This window comes from Pseudomonas sp. VEM90 (assembly GCF_054611535.1).
This window is the reverse complement of sequence record NZ_JBTRAR010000023.1, coordinates 39,769-60,542: the sequence shown is the minus strand read 5'-3', so window position 1 is coordinate 60,542 and position 20,774 is coordinate 39,769. Positions and strand designations below refer to the sequence as shown.

Sequence of the window (20,774 nt, the reverse complement as noted above, 5' to 3'; positions counted from 1 at the left end):
TTCCCCATGAGCGAGTTGCGTTTCACTGAAGATCACGAATGGCTGCGCGTCGAAGCCGATGGCAGCGTCACCGTGGGCATCACCGCCTACGCCCAGAATGCCCTTGGCGACGTGGTTTTCGTGCAACTGCCAGAGTTGCAGCAGTATGAGAAAGGCAGCGAAGCGTCCACCGTCGAATCGGTCAAGGCCGCCAGCGGCGTGTACATGCCACTGACGGGTGAAGTGGTCGAGGTCAACGGCCAGCTTGAAGACAGCCCTGAACTGGTCAACGAAGACCCGATGGGCGAAGGCTGGTTCTTCCGCTTCATCCCTGCCGATGCAGAAGCCGTGACCGCTCTGCTCGACCAGGACGCCTACGACCGCCTGCTCAAAGCCAACGACGACGCCTGAGGACACCCGCCATGACCATTAACCTCGGCACCGCCAACGAATTCATCGCCCGTCACATAGGCCCGCGCGCCGCTGACGAACAGGCCATGCTCACTGCACTGGGCTTCGACTCGCTGGACGCCATGACCGCTGCGGTCATCCCCGACAGCATCAAAGGCACCAGCGTGCTTGGCTCGCACGACGGCCAGAGCGAGGCCGATGCGCTCGCTGCACTCAAGGCCATCGCTGGCAAGAACCAGCTGTTCAAAAGCTACATCGGCCAGGGCTACTACAACACCCACACTCCGGCACCGATCCTGCGCAACCTGCTGGAAAACCCGGCCTGGTACACCGCCTACACCCCGTACCAGCCAGAAATTTCCCAGGGCCGCCTGGAAGCGCTGCTGAACTTCCAGACCCTGATCAGCGACCTCACCGGCCTGCCGATCGCCAACGCCTCCTTGCTCGACGAAGCCACCGCTGCGGCCGAGGCCATGACCTTCTGCAAGCGTCTGTCGAAGAACAAGTCCAGCCATGCCTTCTTTGCCTCCGTGCACTGTCACCCGCAAACCCTCGACGTGCTGCGCACCCGTGCCGAGCCGCTGGGTATCGAGGTTGTGGTTGGCGACGAGCGCGAGCTGGGCGATGTCAGCGCCTTCTTCGGCGCCCTGCTGCAATACCCGGCCAGCAACGGTGAAGTGTTCGACTACCGCGAGGTCGTGCAGCGTTTCCACGCTGCCAACGCTCTGGTCGCCGTAGCGGCAGACCTGCTGGCCCTGACCCTGCTGACCCCACCGGGCGAATTCGAGGCCGACGTGGCCATCGGCAGCGCCCAGCGCTTCGGCGTGCCACTGGGCTTCGGTGGCCCGCACGCGGCTTACTTTGCCACCCGCGACGCGTTCAAGCGCGACATGCCTGGCCGCCTGGTCGGCGTGTCGATCGACCGCTTCGGCAAAACCGCCCTGCGTCTGGCCATGCAGACCCGCGAGCAACACATCCGCCGTGAAAAGGCCACCAGCAACATCTGCACCGCCCAAGTGCTGCTGGCCAACATCGCCAGCATGTTCGCCGTGTACCACGGCCCTGCCGGCCTCAAGCGCATTGCCGAGCGTACCCATGCGCTGACCGCGATCCTCGCCGCCGGCCTGAAGGCGCTGGGCGTACAGGTGGTAGGTGCCAGCGCCTTCGACACCCTGACCCTGGCCACCGGCAGTGCCACTGCCAGCCTGCATGACAAGGCACGCGCCCAGGGCATCAACCTGCGTCAGATCGATGCCGCCCATGTGGGGCTGTCTCTGGACGAAACCAGCACTCAGGCTGACGTCGAGTCGCTGTGGCAGCTGTTGGGTGGCGAGCAGGCACAGCCTGACTTCGCCGCACTGGCCACCAGCACCGGTTCCCTGCTGCCTGCTGCCCTGCTGCGCCAATCGGCCATCCTCGAACACCCGGTGTTCAACCGCTACCACAGCGAAACCGAGCTGATGCGCTACCTGCGCCGCCTGGCCGACAAGGACCTGGCGCTGGACCGCAGCATGATCCCGCTGGGCTCGTGCACCATGAAGCTGAACGCCGCCAGCGAAATGATCCCGGTCACCTGGGCCGAGTTCGGCAACCTGCACCCGTTCGCCCCCGCCGAGCAGAGCCAGGGCTACCTGCAGATGACCACCGAACTGGAGGCCATGCTGTGCGCGGCCACCGGCTATGATGCCGTGTCGCTGCAGCCCAACGCCGGCTCGCAGGGCGAATATGCCGGGCTGTTGGCGATCCGCGCCTACCACCGCAGCCGTGGTGAAGGCCACCGCGATATCTGCCTGATCCCGTCGTCGGCCCATGGCACCAACCCGGCCACCGCACACATGGCTGGCATGCGTGTAGTGGTTACCGCCTGTGACGCCCGTGGCAACGTCGATGTCGAGGACCTGCGCGCCAAAGCCATCGAGCACCGCGAACGCCTGGCTGCAATCATGATCACCTACCCGTCGACCCACGGTGTGTTCGAGGAAGCGATCGGCGAAATCTGCGCGATCATCCACGACAACGGCGGCCAGGTGTACATCGACGGCGCGAACATGAATGCCATGGTCGGGCTGTGCGCGCCAGGCAAGTTCGGCGGCGACGTTTCCCACCTGAACCTGCACAAGACCTTCTGCATTCCGCATGGTGGCGGCGGCCCGGGCGTTGGCCCGATTGGCGTCAAGTCGCACCTGGCGCCGTTCCTGCCAGGCCATGCACAGCTGGAAAACACCCAGGGCGCGGTATGCGCTGCGCCGTTCGGTAGTGCCAGCATCCTGCCAATCACATGGATGTATATCCGCATGATGGGCGGTGCCGGCCTCAAACGTGCCTCGCAAATGGCAATCCTCAACGCCAACTACATCGCCCGCCGCCTGGAAGAGCACTATCCTGTTCTGTATACCGGCGGTAACGGCCTGGTGGCTCACGAGTGCATTCTCGACCTGCGCCCACTGAAGGACACCAGCGGCATCAGTGTCGACGACGTGGCCAAGCGGTTGATCGACTTCGGCTTCCACGCCCCGACCATGTCCTTCCCGGTGGCTGGCACGCTGATGATCGAACCGACCGAAAGCGAGTCCAAAGAAGAACTGGACCGCTTCTGCAACGCGATGATCCAGATCCGCGAAGAAATCCGCGCGGTAGAGGACGGTAGCCTGGACAAGGACGACAACCCGCTGAAAAACGCACCGCACACTGCGGCTGAGCTGGTTGGCGAATGGACCCATGGCTACAGCCGCGAGCAGGCGGTATACCCGCTGGCGAGCCTGGTGGAAGGCAAGTACTGGCCGCCGGTCGGCCGGGTCGACAACGTGTTCGGCGACCGCAACCTGGTATGCGCCTGCCCGTCGATCGAGAGCTATCAGGACGTCTGATAGCCCCTCCCCGCCACCTGGCTTGGGTGGCGGGCTCTGTGTAGGAGCGGGTTTACCCGCGAATGCGATGGTGGCTGTACCGCCGCATTCGCGGGTAAACCCGCTCCTACAGGGCTCAACGTCCACCCAACACCCTGGCAGGAGGTCCACATGTCACTGAGCGTCTTCGACCTGTTCAAGATCGGCATCGGTCCCTCCAGCTCCCACACGGTCGGCCCGATGCGTGCCGCTGCGCGGTTTGCCGAAGGGCTGCGCCGTGATGGCTTGCTTGCCGGCACCGCCAGCGTCAGGGCCGAGCTGTATGGCTCATTGGGCGCCACAGGCAAAGGCCACGGCAGTGACAAAGCCGTGCTGCTGGGCCTTGAAGGCGAACACCCGGACATTATCGACACCGACAGCATTCCCGCCCGCCTGCAGGTCATCCGCGACAGCGGACGCATCAACCTGCTGGGCGAGCACAGCATTGCGTTCATCGAAAAGCAGCACCTGGCGATGATCCGCAAGCCGTTGGACTACCACCCCAATGGCATGATCTTCCGCGCATTCGACGACGCAGGCCTGCAAATCCGAAGCCGCGAGTACTACTCGGTAGGCGGTGGTTTCGTGGTCGACGAGGACGCTGCCGGCCACGACCGCATCGTCGAGGACACTACGGTGCTGGCCTATCCGTTCAAGACCGCCAAGGAGCTGCTCGGCCACTGCACCGCGCATGACCTGTCGGTGAGCCAGGTCATGCTGGCCAACGAGACCGCCTGGCGTCCGGAAGCAGAAACCCGAGCCGGGCTGCTGCGCATCTGGCAGGTGATGCAAGATTGCGTCACAGCAGGTTGTCAGCATGAGGGCATATTACCGGGAGGGCTCAAGGTCAAACGCCGCGCGCCGGCCCTGTACCGCCAACTGAGCGGCCACCCGGAAGCCAGCCTGCGTGACGCCCTGTCAGTGCTCGACTGGGTCAACCTCTACGCCTTGGCGGTGAACGAGGAAAACGCCTACGGCGGTCGTGTGGTTACCGCCCCAACCAACGGCGCAGCGGGCATCGTCCCGGCAGTCCTTCACTACTACATGCGCTTCGTGCCGGGTGCCAGCGAGGACGGGGTGGTGCGCTTTCTGCTCACCGCTGCAGCCATCGGCATCCTGTACAAGGAAAACGCCTCCATCTCCGGCGCCGAAGTGGGCTGCCAGGGCGAGGTCGGCGTGGCCTGCTCGATGGCCGCCGGGGCGCTGTGCGAAGTGATGGGCGGCAGCGTGCAGCAAGTGGAGAATGCCGCCGAAATAGGCATGGAACACAATCTGGGCCTGACCTGCGACCCGATCGGCGGCCTCGTACAGGTGCCCTGCATCGAGCGCAATGCCATGGGCTCGGTGAAGGCCATCAACGCGGTACGCATGGCCCTGCGCGGCGACGGGCAGCACTACGTGTCGCTGGACAAGGTCATCCGCACCATGCGCCAGACCGGCGCCGACATGAAAAGCAAATATAAAGAGACCGCCCGTGGCGGCCTGGCCGTCAACATCATCGAATGTTGACCCGACAATGACAGCAAGGAGTCATCGATGTCCGAAACACTGCTCAAGACCCCACTGCACGCTCTGCACCTGGAACTGGGTGCGCGCATGGTGCCGTTCGCCGGCTACGACATGCCGGTGCAGTACCCGCTGGGCGTGCTCAAGGAACACTTGCACACCCGCGAGCAGGCCGGCCTGTTCGACGTCTCGCACATGGGCCAGATCATTCTGCGTGGCGCTGACGCTGCCAAGGCGCTGGAAAGCCTGGTACCGGTGGATATCATCGACCTGCCGGTGGGCATGCAGCGCTATGCCATGTTCACCAATGAGCAAGGCGGCATTCTCGACGACCTGATGGTTGCCAACCTGGGCGACGATGCCCTGTTCCTGGTAGTCAACGCCGCCTGCAAGGAGCAGGACCTGGCTCACTTGCAAACGCACATCGGCAGCCGTTGCGAGGTGCAGCCGCTGTTCGAGGACCGTGCCCTGCTCGCCCTGCAAGGCCCGGCGGCAGTCAACGTGCTGGAACGTCTGGCTCCAGAAGTGGCCGGCATGACCTTCATGCAGTTCCGCCGGGTAAAGCTGCTGGACGTGGACTGTTTCGTCAGCCGCTCGGGTTACACCGGCGAAGATGGCTACGAGATCTCGGTACCGGTGAGCGCTGCCGACGCCTTGGCCCGCCGCCTGCTGGCCGAACCGGAAGTACAGCCGATCGGCTTGGGCGCACGCGACTCGCTGCGTCTGGAAGCCGGCCTATGCCTGTATGGCCACGACATGAACGGCGAGACTACGCCGATCGAAGCCAGCCTGCTGTGGGCGATTTCCAAGGTGCGCCGTGCCGAGGGTGCACGTGCTGCCGGCTTCCCTGGTGCCGAGGCGATCTTCGCCCATCTGCGCGATGGTGTGGCGCGCAAACGTGTTGGCCTGTTGCCACAGGAGCGTACGCCTGTTCGTGAAGGTGCGGAAATTGTCGACGCAAACGATAAACCGGTAGGTAAAGTATGCAGCGGGGGCTTTGGCCCGACACTCGCTGCACCTGTCGCAATGGGTTATATCGATAGTGAACATGCGGCACTCGACACTGCACTGTTTGCCGTGGTGCGTGGAAAGAAGGTGGCCTTGAAAGTCAGCAAAATGCCTTTCGTGACACCACGTTACTACCGTGGCTGAAACGGCTTTGTGAAGGTTTTGGGCAGCGTCGACATATTCGTTTTCGAACCTGCCCAATAACTTTTGAACATGGCGCCAGGCCAGGCGCCATGCCGTTTCCGACAAATCGGTCGGTTATCGGCAAGCGGCCAGTTTTCCATACGACCAAGGGCTTGTTTTTCGCTCGGGAGTTGGCGTAGAGTCACTGCACTGTGTTTGCATGGGTCGCAACAGTTCGTGACCTGGGCCAGTAGCCGAGATTTGCTACAACCCGTTTGACGTCTCTTACTTCCTGCAACCCAGCCCAGTAATCTTTCGCTTACAAAAAAGTGCGAAAGAAACTGTCATCAAAATTTAAGTTTCATAGGAAATAAGACAATGGCTGAGCGTCAGAAGGGTACCGTCAAGTGGTTCAATGACGAAAAAGGTTACGGCTTCATCACCCCAGAAAGCGGTCCGGATCTCTTCGTGCACTTCCGCGCTATCGAAGGCAACGGCTTCAAGAGCCTGAAAGAAGGCCAGCAAGTAACCTTCGAAGCAGTCCAGGGCCAGAAAGGCATGCAGGCTGACAAGGTTCAACCTGTCTGAATCCAGCACCAGACTTTGAAAAGCCCCTGCCAAGTGCAGGGGCTTTTTTTTGCCCGTAGAATAGTAGGCTCGTCTTTCGGAGCGTCCTGCATGTCAAAGCCTCTACTCACACCCCAGGGGGATTTTCCGCCGGTCGGCCTGGGCCGGCGCCTGGCAGCGATGTTCTATGACTTTTTACTGTGCACCGCGTTGCTGATCGTGACCGCCGGCGCCTACAAGATGATTCAAATGTCGATCATCGGTGAAGCACGCATGCGCGAGCTGACCGAGGCTGGCGCACTGGATGGCGACCCACTGCTATCTACGGTATTGCTGTTTGCCCTGTTCGGCTTCTTTGCCAAGTTCTGGACCCACGGTGGGCAGACGCTGGGTATGCAGGTATGGGGCGTTCGGGTGCAGAATGCCGATGGCTCGGCCATCAGCCTGTGGCAGGCGCTGTTGCGGTTTGTCGTGTCGATCGCCTCGTGGCTGTGCCTCGGGCTGGGTTTTGTCTGGGTGCTGATCGACAAGCGCAAGCGCGGTTGGCATGACATCTATTCGGAAAGCCAGCTGGTGCGGGTGCCTAAACAGAAGAAATAAGCCAGAGGATTGGCGTTGCCGGTTCGGGCCCTTTCTTGATGCTTGCGCGGTACCTGTAGGAGCGGGTTTACCCGCGAAGAGGCCGGAATAGATCAACACCCATGAAAAAGCCGACCCTGAGGTCGGCTTTCTTGTGTACCTCAGGCTATTAGCCTGCCCGGCGCAACAACCACAGGCCGGCCAAGGCACAGATGCCCCCCGGTATCACTACCGCCAGCAGCGGCGGGAAGCCGAATACCTGGCTCGAAGGCCCGAGCAGGTCCTGGCCAATGCGAAACACGAAGCCCACCAGTACACCCGTGAACACACGCTGACCAAGGGTTACCGAACGCAGCGGGCCAAAGATGAACGAGATCGCCATCAGCACCAGGGCCGCCGTTACCATCGGCTGCAGCACCTTGGTCCAGAACGCCAGCCAGTAGCGGGAGTTGTTCAGGCCCTGGTCAGACAGGTAGTGGATGTAGTCCCACAACCCGGTAATCGAAAGCGACTCCGGCGCGAGGATCACGGTATTGAGCAGTTCTGGCGTGAGCGAAACATCCCAGCGTTCCTCCGGCGCGCTGACCACCTCGGTGTGGTCGCCACGGAAGTAGGTGGTACGCACATCAGCGAGCAGCCAGTGGTCGTTCTGGTACTGCGCACGGCGGGCAAAGCTCGAGGTGACAATCTTGCGCTCGCTGTCGAAGCGGTAGCGGGTCACGCCCAGCAGCAGGCCATTGGGCTGCACGGCGTTGATGTGCACGTATTCCTCGCCCTGGCGGTGCCACATACCGCGCTTGGAACTTTGTGCTTCACCACCACCTTGGGCCAGGGAACGGTCGGCCTGGGCCTTGTTCTCGGTCACCGGAGCCACATATTCGCCAATCAGCAGACCAACCAGCATCAGCACCAGCATCGGTTTCATCACCGCCCAGACGATACGACCGATGGACACGCCAGCCGCACGCATGATGGTCAGCTCGCTGCTGCTGGCCAGACTGCCCAAGCCGATCAGGCAACCGATCAAGGCGGCCATTGGCAGCATTTCATACAGCCGCCGAGGTGCGGTAAGCAGGACATAGTTGCCCGCTTCCATCAACGTGTAGGTGTCACTCAGGTCGCCCATCTCATCGATGAAAGCGAAAAGCGAAGCCAGGCCGAGGATGATCCCCAGCACAGCCAGAATGGCCAGCAGAACGCTCTGGCCGATGTAGCGATCGAGCTTAGCCATGGGCCACCTCCGCACGGCGGGCGGCGCGTTTGAGGCGCAGCGGCTCCCAGTACATCAGGCCAAGGCCGATCAGCAGGAACAGGCCGTGGACCCACCACATGCCCAGGGCGATCGGCAGTTTGCCCTTCTCGAGGGCGCCGCGTACGGAAATCAGCATTGTCAGGTAGGCCATGTACAGAAGAATTGCCGGCAGCAGCTTGAGGAAGCGGCCCTGGCGCGGGTTGACCCGCGACAGCGGCACCGCCAGCAGGGTGACGACGAACACCAGGATCGGCAGCGACAGCCGCCATTGCAGCTCGGCACGCTCACGCAGGCCCTCCTTGCCGATCAGTTCGGAAGTGGGAAGCGCTTCGCGCTCGGTCACTTCCTCGGCGACTTCCGGCTTGGGCAGCAGCACGCCGTAAGTGTCATATTTGATGGCGCGGTAGTCGGCCTGGCCCGGGTTGCCGTCGTAGCGGTAACCGTTCTCCAGGACCAGGTAGCGGTTGCCGTCGGCCTGGATTTCCTGGTGGCCCTTCTCGGCGACCAGCACCGACGGGGCGCGGTCCTTGGTCTTGTCCTGGTTGAAGCGCTTCTCGGAGATGAACACCCCGCCCAGGTTGATACGGTCATCCGACAACTGCTCGGTATAGGTTACCCGCGAACCATCACGCAAGGTCTGGAAGCGGCCTGGCACCAAGGTGTCGAACTCGGTCAGGGCGTCCTGCTGGCTGATGATCTGCTGCACCTGGGCCACGCCCAGCGGGGCCAGGCTCAGGCTCAGCCAGGCCACCAGCAGGGCAACCAGGGCAGCCGGTGCCATGGTCATGCCCAGCAGGCGCTGCTGGCTCATGCCCGTGGCCGACAGTACGGTCATCTCGCTTTCCAGGTACAGGCGCCCGTAAGCCAGGAGGATGCCGAGGAACAGCCCCAGAGGCAGGATCAGTTGCAGGAAGCCTGGCAAGCGGAAGCCCATGATCAGGAACAACACGCCCGGGTCGAGCACGCCCTGGGCAGCCTGGGCCAGGTACTTGATGAAGCGCCCGCTCATGATGATCACCAACAGCACAGCGCTGACGGCGCTCAAGGTGACCAGGACCTCGCGGGACAGATAACGAAAGACGATCAAACCAGACACTCCTGGGTTGTCAGGGCTGACAGCCATGCAATGGCGCCAAACAATGACTTAGTACATCCAAGACCAATGCCGGTTCGCCAAAGGCGAACCTCCATGTAAAGTGCGCGCATTATCCTGTGATTGACCGCCCCTGTCACTTGGCCGCGTACGAAGGCGCACATCGGGGTTGTCAGCACGCTTGCCACAGGCTCAAACTGGCAGCTTTTCCGCTGGTGCGCGACGACGCGGCCAGGCCCGTCCAGAGCGCTGGAACACACAGCGCCATTCGTATCGATCATTCGGGGATCCTGTCATGGAACTGGTTGTAAAAAGCGTAGCTGCTGCATCCGTAAAAACCGCCACCCTGGTCCTTCCGGTAGGGGAAAACCGCAAGCTCGGCGCTGTTGCCAAGGCTGCCGACCAGGCCTGCGAAGGGGCCATCAGCGCCGTGCTCAAGCGCGGCGACCTGGCCGGCAAGCCGGGCCAGACCCTGCTGCTACAGAACCTCCCGGGCCTGAAGGCCGAGCGCGTGCTGCTGGTAGGTAGCGGCAAGGAAGAAGCCATGGGCGACCGCGCCTGGCGCAAACTGGTGACCAGTGTCGCTGGCGTGCTCAAGGGCCTGAACGGCACTGACGCAGTGCTGGCCCTGGACGATATCGCGGTCAGCAACCGCGACGCCCATTACGGCAAGTACCGCCTGCTGGCCGAAACCCTGCTGGACGGCGAGTATGTGTTCGACCGCTTCAAGAGCCAGAAAGCCGAGCCGCGCGCGCTGAAAAAGGTCACCCTGCTGGCCGACAAAGCCGGCCAGGCCGAAGTCGAGCGCGCGGTCAAGCATGCCAGCGCCATCGCCAGCGGCATGGCCTTCACCCGCGACCTTGGCAACCTGCCGCCTAACCTTTGCCACCCAAGCTTCCTGGCCGAACAGGCCAAAGACCTGGGCAAGGCGCACAAGGCCCTCAAGGTTGAAGTGCTGGACGAGAAAAAGATCAAGGACCTGGGCATGGGCGCGTTCTACGCCGTGGGTCAGGGCAGCGACCAGCCACCACGCCTGATCGTGCTCAATTACCAGGGCGGCAAAAAGGCCGACAAGCCTTTCGTGCTGGTGGGTAAAGGCATTACCTTCGACACCGGCGGCATCAGCCTCAAGCCAGGCGCCGGCATGGACGAAATGAAGTACGACATGTGCGGCGCCGCCAGTGTGTTCGGCACCCTGCATGCAGTGCTCGAACTGCAACTGCCGATCAACCTGGTGTGCCTGCTGGCCTGCGCCGAGAACATGCCAAGCGGCGGTGCTACCCGCCCGGGTGACATCGTCACCACCATGAGCGGCCAGACCGTGGAAATCCTCAACACCGATGCTGAAGGCCGCCTGGTGCTGTGCGACACCCTGACCTACGCCGAGCGCTTCAAACCGCAGGCGGTCATCGACATCGCCACCCTGACCGGCGCCTGCATCGTCGCCCTGGGCAACCACACCTCCGGCCTGATGGGCAACAACGACGACCTGGTCGGGCAGTTGCTCGATGCCGGCAAGCGCGCCGACGACCGTGCCTGGCAGTTGCCGCTGTTCGATGAATACCAGGAACAACTGGACAGCCCGTTCGCCGACATGGGCAACATTGGTGGGCCGAAGGCCGGTACGATCACCGCTGGCTGCTTCCTGTCGCGCTTCGCCAAAGCCTACAACTGGGCGCACATGGACATCGCCGGTACCGCCTGGGTCAGTGGCGGCAAGGACAAAGGCGCCACTGGCCGCCCGGTACCTCTGCTGACCCAGTACCTGCTGGACCGCGCTGGCGCCTGACGCCGTGAATCCGGTGGTGCCTTGCGCGCCACCGGCCGGCGATTCCCACCATGAGCAAAGTCGACTTCTACATTCTGCCCACCGACTCGCTGTCGGCGCGGCTCGATTTCGCCTGCAAGCTCTGCGAGAAGGCCTGGCGCCTCGGCCACCGGGTCTATCTGCACTGCCAGGATGCAGAACAGCGCAGTGAACTGGACCAACGCTTGTGGCGCTTCAAGGGCGAGGCCTTCGTGCCCCACGACCTGGCCGAGGAGCATGCCGATACTGGCGTGGTTCTGGGCCTGGCCGACGACGCAGGTAAGCACTGCGGTCTGCTGATCAACCTCGGCGCCAGCGTGCCGGGCTTTGTCGGGCAGTTCGAGCGGGTGGCCGAAATCGTCGTTGAAGAGCCCGCTATCCGCCAATCAGCCCGAGAGCGATTCCGTTTCTACCGTGAACAGGGCTATGCTCTGCAAGACCACCGCTTACAGCGACTTTGACGACGATGGACAAGCCCTCCCCTTTGCCCGATTCCGCCCACCTGCTCGATGACCTCGAGTCGATCCGTCAGCTGCTTGGCGACGCCGACCTGCAACCGCCGCTGCTCACCGAGACGGTAGAGCAGATTCCGTTGCTGCTGGACGAAACCGCCAGCGCCCCCGCGGCGCCCGCCGAACCGGTCGCTGCCGAACCCGAGGACGACCCGCAGGCCCGCCGCCAGGACACCCTGCTGCACCTGGAAAGCGAGCTGCGTGCCGCAGCGCAGATGATCATGCAAGACGTGATCAACGACTTCACCCCGCATATCGAGAACGAAATCAAGCGCCGGCTGGATGCGCGGATCGAGCGGCTGATCAAGCGTTCCGAGTAGAACCGGGCAGCGGTGTCGCCTACTTCGCGGGCAAGCCCGCTCCCACAGGTTCGAAGCCTGCGCTTTGCCCGCGAGGCAGGCGACACTGTTCCGACAGTTGTCAGCAGCTTGTCGCCTGCGGCCCCCAGCTTGGTTATACTTCCCGGCTTTCCCGAATAAATGCACAGGGTCCCGCCGCGCATGGATAAGACCTACCAGCCGCACGCAATCGAAACTTCCTGGTACAACACCTGGGAGTCCGAGAACTATTTCGCTCCACAAGGTGCAGGCGAGTCCTACACCATCATGATCCCGCCGCCGAACGTGACCGGCAGCCTGCACATGGGCCACGGGTTCAACAACGCGATCATGGACGCCCTGATCCGTTTCCGCCGCATGCAAGGCCGCGATACCCTGTGGCAGCCAGGCACCGATCACGCGGGTATCGCCACGCAGATGCTGGTCGAGCGCCAACTTGAAGCCAAAGGCCAGAACCGTCATGACCTGGGCCGCGAAAAGTTCCTGGAAAAGGTCTGGGAATGGAAGGATCAGTCCGGTGGCAACATCAGCCGCCAGATTCGCCGCCTGGGCTCGTCGGTAGACTGGAGCCGCGAGCGCTTTACCATGGACGATGGCCTGTCCGAAGCAGTGAAAGAAGCGTTCGTGCGCCTGCATGAAGACGGCCTTATCTACCGCGGCAAGCGCCTGGTCAACTGGGACACCAAGCTGCACACAGCCATCTCCGACCTCGAAGTGGAAAACCACGACGAGAAAGGCCACCTGTGGAACCTGCGCTACCCGCTGGCCGACGGCGCCAAGACCGCCGAAGGCCAGGACTACCTGGTGGTTGCCACCACGCGTCCGGAAACCCTGCTGGGTGACGCCGCCGTGGCAGTCAACCCGAACGACGAACGCTACCAGGCACTGATCGGCAAATTCGTCGAGCTGCCATTGGTCGGCCGCCGCATCCCGATCATCGCCGATGACTATTGCGACCCCGAGTTCGGTACCGGTTGCGTGAAGATCACCCCGGCCCACGACTTCAACGACTACGAAGTCGGCAAGCGTCACAACCTGCCGCTGCTGAACATCTTCGACAAGAATGCCTTCGTGCTGGCCAACGCCCAGGCCTTCAACCTCGACGGCAGCGTCAACGAGCAGGTCGACACCCAGCTGCCGGCCCAGTACGCCAACCTTGACCGCTTTGTCGCGCGCAAGCAGATCGTCGCCGACCTGGACGCCCAGGGCCTGCTGGTCAGCATCGACGACCACGCCCTGAAAGTGCCGAAAGGCGACCGCTCCGGCACGGTCATCGAGCCGTGGCTGACCGACCAGTGGTACGTTTCCACCAAGCCGCTGGCAGAACCTGCCATCGCCGCCGTGGAAGATGGCCGCATCCAGTTCGTGCCCAAGCAATACGAGAACATGTACTTCTCCTGGATGCGTGATATCCAGGACTGGTGCATCAGCCGCCAGCTGTGGTGGGGCCACCGTATTCCGGCGTGGTACGACGAGGCTGGCCAGGTCTACGTCGGCCGCAGCGAGGAAGAAGTACGCACCAAGCACAAGCTGGGCGCCGACGTGGTCCTGCGCCAGGATGACGACGTACTCGACACCTGGTTCAGCTCGGGCCTGTGGACGTTCTCCACCCTGGGCTGGCCGGAACAGACCGAATTCCTCAAGAAGTTCCACTCCACCGACGTGCTGGTGACTGGCTTCGACATCATCTTCTTCTGGGTTGCGCGCATGATCATGCTGACCATGCACCTGATCAAGAACGAAGACGGCACCCCGCAGGTACCGTTCAAGACCGTGTACGTGCACGGCCTGGTACGTGACGGCCAGGGCCAGAAGATGTCCAAGTCCAAGGGTAACGTGCTGGACCCACTGGACATCGTCGACGGTATCACCCTCGACGCCCTGCTGGAAAAACGCACCAGCGGCATGATGCAGCCCAAGCTTGCCGAGAAGATCGCCAAGCAGACCAAAGCCGAGTTCCCCGAAGGTATTGCCAGCTACGGCACCGACGCCCTGCGCTTCACCTTCTGCTCGCTGGCCTCGACTGGCCGCGACATCAAGTTCGACATGGGCCGCGTCGAAGGCTATCGCAACTTCTGCAACAAGATCTGGAACGCCGCCCGCTACGTGCTGGACAAGGGTGAAGACTGTGGCCAGAACGGCGAAGCCTACGAGCTGTCGCTGGCCGACCGCTGGATCATCTCGCAACTTCAGCGCACCGAAGCCGAAGTAACCCGCCAGCTGGAGCAGTTCCGCTTCGACCTGGCCAGCCAGGCGCTGTACGAGTTCATCTGGAACCAGTACTGCGACTGGTACCTGGAGCTGTCCAAACCGGTACTGTGGGACGAAAACGCCCCGGTAGAGCGCGCCCGCGGCACTCGCCGCACCCTGGTGCGCGTACTGGAAGTGGCACTGCGTCTTGCGCATCCGTTCATGCCGTTCATCACCGAAGAAATCTGGCAGCGCATCGCGCCGCTGGCCGGCATCGACGGCAAGACCATCATGCTGCAGCCATGGCCAGTGGCCAACGAAGCACGCATTGACGCCGCTGCCGAAGGCGACATCGAGTGGCTGAAAGAACTGATGGTCGGCCTGCGCAATATCCGTGCCGAAATGAACATCGGCCCAGGTAAGCCGCTGCCGCTGTTCCTGAAGAACGCCAACGCCGACGACCAGCGCCGCCTGCAGGAAAACGAAGCGCTGCTGAAGAAGCTCGCCAAGGTCGAGTCGTTCACCGTACTGGGTGATGCCGACGAAGCGCCGCTGTCGGCCACCGCCCTGGTAGGTGACCTGCAAGTGCTGGTGCCAATGGCCGGGCTGATCGACAAGGATGCCGAGCTGGCGCGCCTGAACAAGGAAATCCAGCGTCTGCAAGGTGAAGTGCAACGTGTTGGCGGCAAGCTGTCCAACGCAGCCTTCGTCGACAAGGCCCCGCCTGCGGTGATCGAGAAAGAACGCGCCAAGCTGGCCGAGTCTGAACAGGCCCTGGCCAACTTCACCGAGCAGCATGCGCGGATTGCTGCGCTGTAATCACTAGAGAGACCGTCGGGGCCGCTGCACGGCCCTTTCGCGACACAAGGCCGCTCCCACAGGACGGCGCCAACCCTCAAGGCGCCACCCTCCTGTGGGAGCGGCCTTGTGTCGCGAAAGGGCTGCATAGCAGCCCCAGGTTCTTCAAGCCACCGCTCGTATAGGGCTGGACACTGCCATGACCCCGAACAAACCCACCCTGCACCCGCGCAACCGCCACCAGGGTCGCTACGACTTCCCCAGCCTGATCAAGGCCCACCCTGATCTGGCCCGTTTCACCATCACCAACCCCCACGGCAAGCCCAGCATCGACTTTGCCAACCCCGAAGCCGTACGCGTGTTCAACCGTGCACTGCTCAAGGCCCAGTACGGCATCCAGCACTGGGACATCCCGGCCGATTACCTGTGCCCGCCCATTCCTGGCCGTGCCGACTACATCCACGTAGCCGCCGACCTGTTGGCCGATGACAATGCCGGCGACGTCCCAAGGGGCGCCCAAGTGCGCGCGCTGGACATCGGCGTGGGGGCCAACTGCATCTATCCACTGCTGGGCCACAGCGACTACCGCTGGCGCTTCCTCGGCTCAGACATCGACCCGGTGGCTCTGGCCTCGGCCAAGGCTATCGTCCAGGCCAATGGCCTGGGCAAAGCCATTTCCCTGCGCCAGCAGGCCAACCGAGCGCACATCCTCAGCGGCCTGCTGCAGGAGGGCGAACGCTTCGACCTGACCCTGTGCAACCCGCCCTTCCATGCCTCACGCGACGAAGCCACCCGCGGCAGCCAGCGCAAATGGAAGAACCTCGGCAAGCAGGACCCCAAACGCAAGCTGCCGGTGCTGAACTTCGGTGGCCAGAACAATGAACTGTGGTGCGAAGGCGGAGAAATCCGCTTTGTCACCCAGCTGGTTGGCGAAAGCGTGCAGTACGCCGAACAGGTGCTGTGGTTCACCAGCCTGGTGTCCAAGGCCAGCAACCTGCCAGGAATCGAAGCCGCACTGAAGAAATCCGGCGCCAAGGCCGTGCGCATCATTGAGATGGGCCAGGGACAGAAACAGAGCCGCATGGTCGCCTGGAGCTTCCATGACGACGCCGCACGCCAGACCTGGCACGCCCAGCGTAAATCACAGGCATGAAAAAACCGCGCCCGGGCAAGCCGGGCGCGGTTTCGTCAAAACAACAATTACTTGTTGATGGCGTCGGTCAGCACTTTGGCTGGAACGAACTTGACGACTTTCTTGGCAGCGATTTCGATGGCAGCGCCAGTCGAAGGGTTGCGGCCGGTACGGGCAGGACGCTCGGAGACTTTCAGCTTGCCGATGCCTGGCAGAGTGATTTCAGCGCCGTTTTCCAGTTGGTCGGCAACGATCTGGCCCAGTTGCTCCAGAGCATTCTTGGCGGTGGCTTTTGGCGCGGCGATCGATTCGGCGATGTCGGCAATCAGTTGGTCTTTGGTCAATGCCATGGTGGTGTTCCTTCCCTATCAAATTCGATGGTTATGCAGCGAACTACGACGTTATCGGGCCAGCCCCTTGAAATGGAGGGCCGCGCCAATCGCGTATGTAGATACGAAAATCGGCGTTTGGTTCGACACGGCGAAAGCGTGCTGCCAGCAATGCGCCACACGAGGGGCGCAAGACCGCGCAAAACTACCACAGGAATGGATAAATATCCGCTTCGCACTTTGATTAAATGCAGGTTTTTCGGGGGTTTCAGCTGAAAAACCACAAAATTGAACAAAAAACGAACAACAGACATATCTGCCAACATACGGCCACTGCATCACCTCAGGTCTAGGTTAAACTTGGCAACTTTTGCAGCTCGCCGAGAATTCCATGCCAATCCGTCATTGCATCGTTCACCTGATCGACAAAAAGCCCGATGGCAGCCCCGCCGTGCTGCATGCTCGTGACTCCGAACTGGCTGCCTCCGATGCCATCGAAAACCTGCTGGCCGACCTCAATGACAGCTACAACGCCAAGCAAGGCAAGGCCTGGGGCTTTTTCCACGGCGAATCGGGGGCCTACCCGCTGAGCGGCTGGCTGAAGCAGTACCTGGATGAAGAAAAGGACTTCACCGCCTTCAGCCGCGTGGCTGTCGAGCACCTGCAGAAGCTGATGGAAGAGTCCAACCTGTCCACCGGCGGCCACATCCTGTTTGCCCACTATCAGCAAGGCATGACCGAGTACCTGGCGATCGCCCTGCTGCACCATAGCGAAGGCGTGGCGGTGAATGCCGAGCTCGACGTGACCCCTTCGCGTCACCTCGACCTTGGCCAGCTGCACCTGGCAGCACGCATCAACCTGTCGGAGTGGAAGAACAACCAGAACTCCAGGCAGTATATTTCGTTCATCAAGGGCAAGAACGGCAAGAAGGTGTCGGACTACTTCCGCGACTTCATCGGCTGCCAGGAGGGCGTCGACGGCCCGGGCGAAACCCGCACCCTGCTCAAGGCCTTCAGCGATTTCGTCGAAAGTGAAGACCTGCCGGAAGAATCTGCCCGCGAAAAGACCCAGACCCTGGTCGAGTACGCCACTACCCAGACCAAGCTGGGCGAGCCGGTGACGCTGGAAGAGCTGTCCAGCCTGATCGACGAGGATCGCCCCAAAGCGTTCTACGATCACATCCGCAACAAGGACTACGGCCTGTCGCCGGAAATTCCTGCTGACAAACGCACACTCAACCAGTTCCGCCGTTTCACCGGGCGTGCCGAGGGGCTGTCGATCAGCTTCGAGGCGCATCTGCTGGGGGACAAGGTGGAGTATGACGAAGCGGCGGGGACCTTGATCATCAAGGGGCTGCCAACAACGTTGGTGGATCAGCTGAAGCGCCGCAAGGACTGATATCCCCCAAGCCGCCAAAGGAGGCCACCAGTGCCTCCTTCGCCGACTTGCGCAGCCGTTTCACCAACCGCTCCTGGCGCAGCGCCGCGCTCTTGTCCGGCCACTGCTCCACATAGACCAGTGCCTGGGCCGGGCTGGTCTTGAAATAGCGGGCGCCCTGCCCTTTCTGATGCGCGGCGAACCGACGCTGCGGGTCATCGCTGATGCCGCAATACAACGAGCCATTGGCTGCCCTTACCAGATAAACGAACCAGGGCTTACCAACAGCAGGTTCGACGACTTCACTCACCCTGGGCCTGCTGGAATGCGCGCAACCCCTTGAATGCCTGCAGGCGGACCTTGTTCTGCATCAGCGGCGACCACCCCAGCAGCATTCCAGGAATACCCAACGCTTGCCGCGACCAGCGCCACAGGTCAAAGGTGTCGTCATGCTGGCAAATCAGCCCATCACGAATGACAAAGCGTGCCTGGATATCGTTGACCACAATACGCCCGGTCTGGCTGAACAGGTAGGTAGCCACCCAGTGCGCGCTGCCACTGTGCTCATCTGCGCGTATGCTGTCGAATGTCAGGGTGAAGTCCTTGGCGCGAGTAGTGAGCATCCGCCACATATCGCCTGCGTCCTTGCCGCGCAGGGTGCCGAACACCGGGTCGCTGAAAACGATATCGTTGCTGTAGCAGGCCAGCATGGCGTCGGCATCCAGGCGCTGGAAGGCCTGGTAGAAACGGGTGATCAGGGCGCGGTTGGCATCGCTCATGGGGGGCTGGTCCGTCCTAGGTTCGAAAGCTGCACGATAATCTGCCCCGGTGGCTTATGCCAGTACCGTCCTCTTGGCGGGTAAGAGGACGGTACTGCAAAACAGGCCTCAGACTTTCTCGCTGGTCACCTGCACATGCAGCGCCCGCCCGGCCCCCAGACCGAACACGATGGCGCCGACGCCCAGCACCGCAAAAATCCAGCCCAGGGCCGCCCAGCCGCCAGTCAGGTCATGCACCAGGCCCACCGCAAATGGCCCCATCGAAGCCAGGGTATAACCCACCCCTTGGGCCATGCTCGACAAGTTCGCCGCCACGTGGGCATCCTTCGAACGCAGCACGATCAAGGTCAGCGCCAGGGCAAAGGTACCGCCCTGCCCCAGGCCCAGCACAATGGCCCACCCCCACAGTCCGGAAAGTGGCGCATACAGGCAACCGAACAGCCCCGCCAGCGTACCGGACATGACCACCACGATCGCCAGCCGCTGGTCCTTGCCGCGGGTGGCCAGCCAGGGGGCGCTGAGCGAGCTGATCAACTGCACGATTACCGACCCTGACAGCACCAGCCCTGCCTCGGTCGGGCTGAGGCCGCGGCCGATCAGGATCGATGGCAACCAACCGAACACGATGTAAGCCAGTGATGACTGCAGGCCCATGTACAGGGTCACCTGCCAGGCCAATGGATCACGCCACAGGCCTCGCACGCGATAGGCCACCTTGTGCAGACCATGCCCCTGGCGGGCCTGTGGCAGCCACACCAGCATGGCCAGCAAGGCCGGCAGCACCCAGAAGCCCAACCCTAGTGCCCAGCTGCCGTCGAAATGCTGGGCCAAAGGTACGGTGGCACCCGCGGCCATGGCAGCGCCCAGGCATAATGCCATGGTATAGACGCCGGTCAGCGTGCCAGCGTGCTGCGGAAAGTCGCGCTTGACGATACCCGGCAACAACACGCCGATAATGCCGATGCTGGCCCCCGCCATCAGGCTGCCGAGGAACACCCCAATAGCCCCAAAGGTGCTTCGTACCACGAGGCCAAGTGCCAGGGTGACGAGGATGCCAAGAATCACCCGCTCGCTGCCAAAGAGCCGCGCCAGCACCGGCGCCAAGGGAGCAAACAGGCCCAGGCAGAGCACCGGCAAGGTGGTCAGCAATCCAGCCTGCGAAGCATTCAGCCCCAGGCCTTCAGATACTTGGCCCAGCACCGGCGCCATGCTTGACAGTGCCGGGCGCAGGTTCAGGGCCACCAGCACCAGGCCCAGCAGCAACAGCCAGGGCCGCCGCAGCACCACAGCCTGCTGCTGGACCTGCTCGTCGTCAGCTTCAGCGTCGATCAGCAGCTCATCGAGATCCCGCTCGTCCGACGGGGTATTACGGGTGATGGATTCAGCCATGGCCTTCTCGGTGTCAGGATTCAATGAGGGTACGGCTCAGGCGCTTGGCCCGTTCAGCGTCATGCTGCTCGATGGCGTCGAGGATCTGCCCATGCAAGTCGAACGTAGCCTGGCAGCGCGGAACGGTCGCCATATTGTGTTGCAGAGCGGCAGCCACGACCCCGGAAAAGTAACGGTACAACTCGCTTAATGCCGGGTTGTGGGCGGCATCGACCAGCCGCTGGTGGAACACCAGATCGCAGGCCACATAGGCATCGACATCGCCGTGAAAATGCCCGGCACTGCCTTCCAGAGCATCCCGTAGCGCTTGCAGGTCGGTATCGGTACGGCGCAAAGCTGCCAGGCCGACGGCCTCCGCCTCGAGGATATGGCGGGTTTCACGGGCCTGATCGGGCGTACACCGGGACATCGCATGCACCGCCTGCAGCGGGTCCTGGGCAGTGCGCAGGTAGCTGCCGTCGCCCTGGCGAATTTCCACCAGGCCACTGAACGCCAGCACGCGCATGGCCTCACGCACGGTGTTGCGGCTGATGCCCAGTTGCAAGGCAAGCTCTGGCTCGGTAGGCAGGCGCTGACCGACCTGCCAATCGCCCAGCACGATGCATTCGCGCATGCGCTCTACGGCCAACTCCACCAGGGAGCGCTTGGTCAGCTCTGTATTCATGCCACTCAACCAATCATCCGACGAATTGGTGCAGCTTACTGGATTGCAGGCAAAA

At 62.4% G+C, this 20,774-nt stretch carries 19 protein-coding genes; 12 read left to right on the top strand and 7 right to left on the bottom strand.

The genetic code is table 11. The annotated features are described in order from the left end of the window. The first annotated feature begins 6 nt into the window (after nucleotides 1–6). From gcvH to ACYCCG_RS20500, 6 genes are all read left to right on the top strand, one after another. A complete protein-coding gene (gene gcvH / locus ACYCCG_RS20525; RefSeq protein WP_003255087.1) occupies nucleotides 7–390 on the top strand; it encodes a glycine cleavage system protein GcvH in 384 nt (127 codons plus the stop codon). 11 nt (nucleotides 391–401) lie between these two features. Beyond that, on the top strand, nucleotides 402–3,257 hold the full coding sequence (gcvP, locus tag ACYCCG_RS20520) for an aminomethyl-transferring glycine dehydrogenase (protein WP_209967809.1): 2,856 nt from the start codon (nucleotides 402–404) through the stop codon (nucleotides 3,255–3,257). Nucleotides 3,258–3,407: 150 nt separating this feature from the next. Next, entirely contained in the window at nucleotides 3,408–4,784 is a 1,377-nt protein-coding gene (locus ACYCCG_RS20515) for an L-serine ammonia-lyase (protein ID WP_176683720.1), read from the top strand. Nucleotides 4,785–4,811: 27 nt separating this feature from the next. Beyond that, nucleotides 4,812–5,933, top strand: a complete 1,122-nt coding sequence (gcvT, locus tag ACYCCG_RS20510; protein ID WP_209967811.1) for a glycine cleavage system aminomethyltransferase GcvT — start codon at nucleotides 4,812–4,814, stop codon at nucleotides 5,931–5,933. 357 nt (nucleotides 5,934–6,290) lie between these two features. Beyond that, nucleotides 6,291–6,500, top strand: coding sequence for a cold-shock protein (locus ACYCCG_RS20505; RefSeq protein ID WP_014589840.1), 210 nt, complete (start codon nucleotides 6,291–6,293; stop codon nucleotides 6,498–6,500). A 90-nt stretch (nucleotides 6,501–6,590) separates the two neighbouring features. After that, nucleotides 6,591–7,079 (top strand): RDD family protein, encoded by a 489-nt coding sequence (locus ACYCCG_RS20500; protein ID WP_252458915.1) that lies wholly within the window; start codon nucleotides 6,591–6,593, stop codon nucleotides 7,077–7,079. A 148-nt stretch (nucleotides 7,080–7,227) separates the two neighbouring features. Here ACYCCG_RS20500 and lptG read toward each other — a convergent pair whose 3' ends face one another. Together lptG and lptF are read right to left on the bottom strand one after the other, a co-directional pair. Beyond that, nucleotides 7,228–8,289, bottom strand: coding sequence for an LPS export ABC transporter permease LptG (gene lptG / locus ACYCCG_RS20495; protein ID WP_209967813.1), 1,062 nt, complete (start codon nucleotides 8,287–8,289; stop codon nucleotides 7,228–7,230). Next, entirely contained in the window at nucleotides 8,282–9,397 is a 1,116-nt protein-coding gene (gene lptF, locus ACYCCG_RS20490) for an LPS export ABC transporter permease LptF (RefSeq protein WP_004575655.1), read from the bottom strand. The genes lptG and lptF overlap by 8 nt, the downstream gene beginning before the upstream one ends. Nucleotides 9,398–9,698: 301 nt before the next feature. Between lptF and ACYCCG_RS20485 the strand changes: the two genes are divergently transcribed. From ACYCCG_RS20485 to rlmF, 5 genes are all read left to right on the top strand, one after another. Next, the gene (locus ACYCCG_RS20485; RefSeq protein ID WP_459671570.1) at nucleotides 9,699–11,192 is read left to right on the top strand and encodes a leucyl aminopeptidase; all 1,494 of its coding nucleotides are present in this window, start codon (nucleotides 9,699–9,701) and stop codon (nucleotides 11,190–11,192) included. 50 nt (nucleotides 11,193–11,242) lie between these two features. Further along, nucleotides 11,243–11,671 carry a DNA polymerase III subunit chi gene (locus tag ACYCCG_RS20480; RefSeq protein ID WP_459671569.1) on the top strand — a complete coding sequence of 143 codons (429 nt, stop codon included), beginning with the start codon at nucleotides 11,243–11,245 and terminating at the stop codon, nucleotides 11,669–11,671. Nucleotides 11,672–11,676: 5 nt separating this feature from the next. After that, nucleotides 11,677–12,042, top strand: a complete 366-nt coding sequence (locus ACYCCG_RS20475; RefSeq protein WP_209967819.1) for a DNA polymerase III subunit chi — start codon at nucleotides 11,677–11,679, stop codon at nucleotides 12,040–12,042. Nucleotides 12,043–12,222: 180 nt separating this feature from the next. Continuing rightward, on the top strand, nucleotides 12,223–15,069 hold the full coding sequence (locus ACYCCG_RS20470) for a valine--tRNA ligase (RefSeq protein WP_176683727.1): 2,847 nt from the start codon (nucleotides 12,223–12,225) through the stop codon (nucleotides 15,067–15,069). A 178-nt stretch (nucleotides 15,070–15,247) separates the two neighbouring features. Further along, nucleotides 15,248–16,201 carry a 23S rRNA (adenine(1618)-N(6))-methyltransferase RlmF gene (rlmF, locus tag ACYCCG_RS20465; RefSeq protein WP_209967821.1) on the top strand — a complete coding sequence of 318 codons (954 nt, stop codon included), beginning with the start codon at nucleotides 15,248–15,250 and terminating at the stop codon, nucleotides 16,199–16,201. Between the two features lie 47 nt (nucleotides 16,202–16,248). On the opposite strand, the gene ACYCCG_RS20460 is transcribed toward rlmF, so the two are convergent. Further along, complete coding sequence (locus ACYCCG_RS20460) at nucleotides 16,249–16,530, bottom strand: HU family DNA-binding protein (RefSeq protein ID WP_003255106.1); 282 nt, start codon at nucleotides 16,528–16,530, stop codon at nucleotides 16,249–16,251. 370 nt (nucleotides 16,531–16,900) lie between these two features. Between ACYCCG_RS20460 and yejK the strand changes: the two genes are divergently transcribed. Then, on the top strand, nucleotides 16,901–17,908 hold the full coding sequence (gene yejK, locus ACYCCG_RS20455; protein ID WP_021781869.1) for a nucleoid-associated protein YejK: 1,008 nt from the start codon (nucleotides 16,901–16,903) through the stop codon (nucleotides 17,906–17,908). Here yejK and ACYCCG_RS20450 read toward each other — a convergent pair. The 4 genes from ACYCCG_RS20450 to ACYCCG_RS20435 all read right to left on the bottom strand — a co-directional run bounded on the left by ACYCCG_RS20450 (nucleotide 17,856) and on the right by ACYCCG_RS20435 (nucleotide 20,719). After that, complete coding sequence (locus ACYCCG_RS20450; RefSeq protein ID WP_176683729.1) at nucleotides 17,856–18,197, bottom strand: GIY-YIG nuclease family protein; 342 nt, start codon at nucleotides 18,195–18,197, stop codon at nucleotides 17,856–17,858. The two genes, yejK and ACYCCG_RS20450, sit on opposite strands and share 53 nt — an antisense overlap. Then, nucleotides 18,190–18,666 (bottom strand): nuclear transport factor 2 family protein, encoded by a 477-nt coding sequence (locus ACYCCG_RS20445; protein WP_176683730.1) that lies wholly within the window; start codon nucleotides 18,664–18,666, stop codon nucleotides 18,190–18,192. Before ACYCCG_RS20445 ends, ACYCCG_RS20450 begins: the two co-directional genes overlap by 8 nt. A 108-nt stretch (nucleotides 18,667–18,774) precedes the next feature. Continuing rightward, on the bottom strand, nucleotides 18,775–20,055 hold the full coding sequence (locus ACYCCG_RS20440) for a CynX/NimT family MFS transporter (RefSeq protein ID WP_459671568.1): 1,281 nt from the start codon (nucleotides 20,053–20,055) through the stop codon (nucleotides 18,775–18,777). Nucleotides 20,056–20,068: 13 nt separating this feature from the next. Next, nucleotides 20,069–20,719, bottom strand: a complete 651-nt coding sequence (locus tag ACYCCG_RS20435; protein ID WP_339534971.1) for a FadR/GntR family transcriptional regulator — start codon at nucleotides 20,717–20,719, stop codon at nucleotides 20,069–20,071. Nucleotides 20,720–20,774 lie beyond the last annotated feature (55 nt).

Coding starts and splice junctions, on each gene's coding strand:
- ACYCCG_RS20480 (WP_459671569.1), top strand. CDS start 11,243: ATGAGCAAAGTCGACTTCTACATTCTGCCCACCGACTCGCTGTCGGCG.
- ACYCCG_RS20515 (WP_176683720.1), top strand. CDS start 3,408: ATGTCACTGAGCGTCTTCGACCTGTTCAAGATCGGCATCGGTCCCTCC.
- yejK (WP_021781869.1), top strand. CDS start 16,901: ATGCCAATCCGTCATTGCATCGTTCACCTGATCGACAAAAAGCCCGAT.
- ACYCCG_RS20435 (WP_339534971.1), bottom strand. CDS start 20,719: ATGAATACAGAGCTGACCAAGCGCTCCCTGGTGGAGTTGGCCGTAGAG.
- gcvP (WP_209967809.1), top strand. CDS start 402: ATGACCATTAACCTCGGCACCGCCAACGAATTCATCGCCCGTCACATA.
- ACYCCG_RS20475 (WP_209967819.1), top strand. CDS start 11,677: ATGGACAAGCCCTCCCCTTTGCCCGATTCCGCCCACCTGCTCGATGAC.
- ACYCCG_RS20460 (WP_003255106.1), bottom strand. CDS start 16,530: ATGGCATTGACCAAAGACCAACTGATTGCCGACATCGCCGAATCGATC.
- ACYCCG_RS20440 (WP_459671568.1), bottom strand. CDS start 20,055: ATGGCTGAATCCATCACCCGTAATACCCCGTCGGACGAGCGGGATCTC.
- gcvT (WP_209967811.1), top strand. CDS start 4,812: ATGTCCGAAACACTGCTCAAGACCCCACTGCACGCTCTGCACCTGGAA.
- gcvH (WP_003255087.1), top strand. CDS start 7: ATGAGCGAGTTGCGTTTCACTGAAGATCACGAATGGCTGCGCGTCGAA.
- ACYCCG_RS20505 (WP_014589840.1), top strand. CDS start 6,291: ATGGCTGAGCGTCAGAAGGGTACCGTCAAGTGGTTCAATGACGAAAAA.
- ACYCCG_RS20470 (WP_176683727.1), top strand. CDS start 12,223: ATGGATAAGACCTACCAGCCGCACGCAATCGAAACTTCCTGGTACAAC.
- ACYCCG_RS20445 (WP_176683730.1), bottom strand. CDS start 18,666: ATGAGCGATGCCAACCGCGCCCTGATCACCCGTTTCTACCAGGCCTTC.
- lptG (WP_209967813.1), bottom strand. CDS start 8,289: ATGGCTAAGCTCGATCGCTACATCGGCCAGAGCGTTCTGCTGGCCATT.
- rlmF (WP_209967821.1), top strand. CDS start 15,248: ATGACCCCGAACAAACCCACCCTGCACCCGCGCAACCGCCACCAGGGT.
- ACYCCG_RS20485 (WP_459671570.1), top strand. CDS start 9,699: ATGGAACTGGTTGTAAAAAGCGTAGCTGCTGCATCCGTAAAAACCGCC.
- ACYCCG_RS20500 (WP_252458915.1), top strand. CDS start 6,591: ATGTCAAAGCCTCTACTCACACCCCAGGGGGATTTTCCGCCGGTCGGC.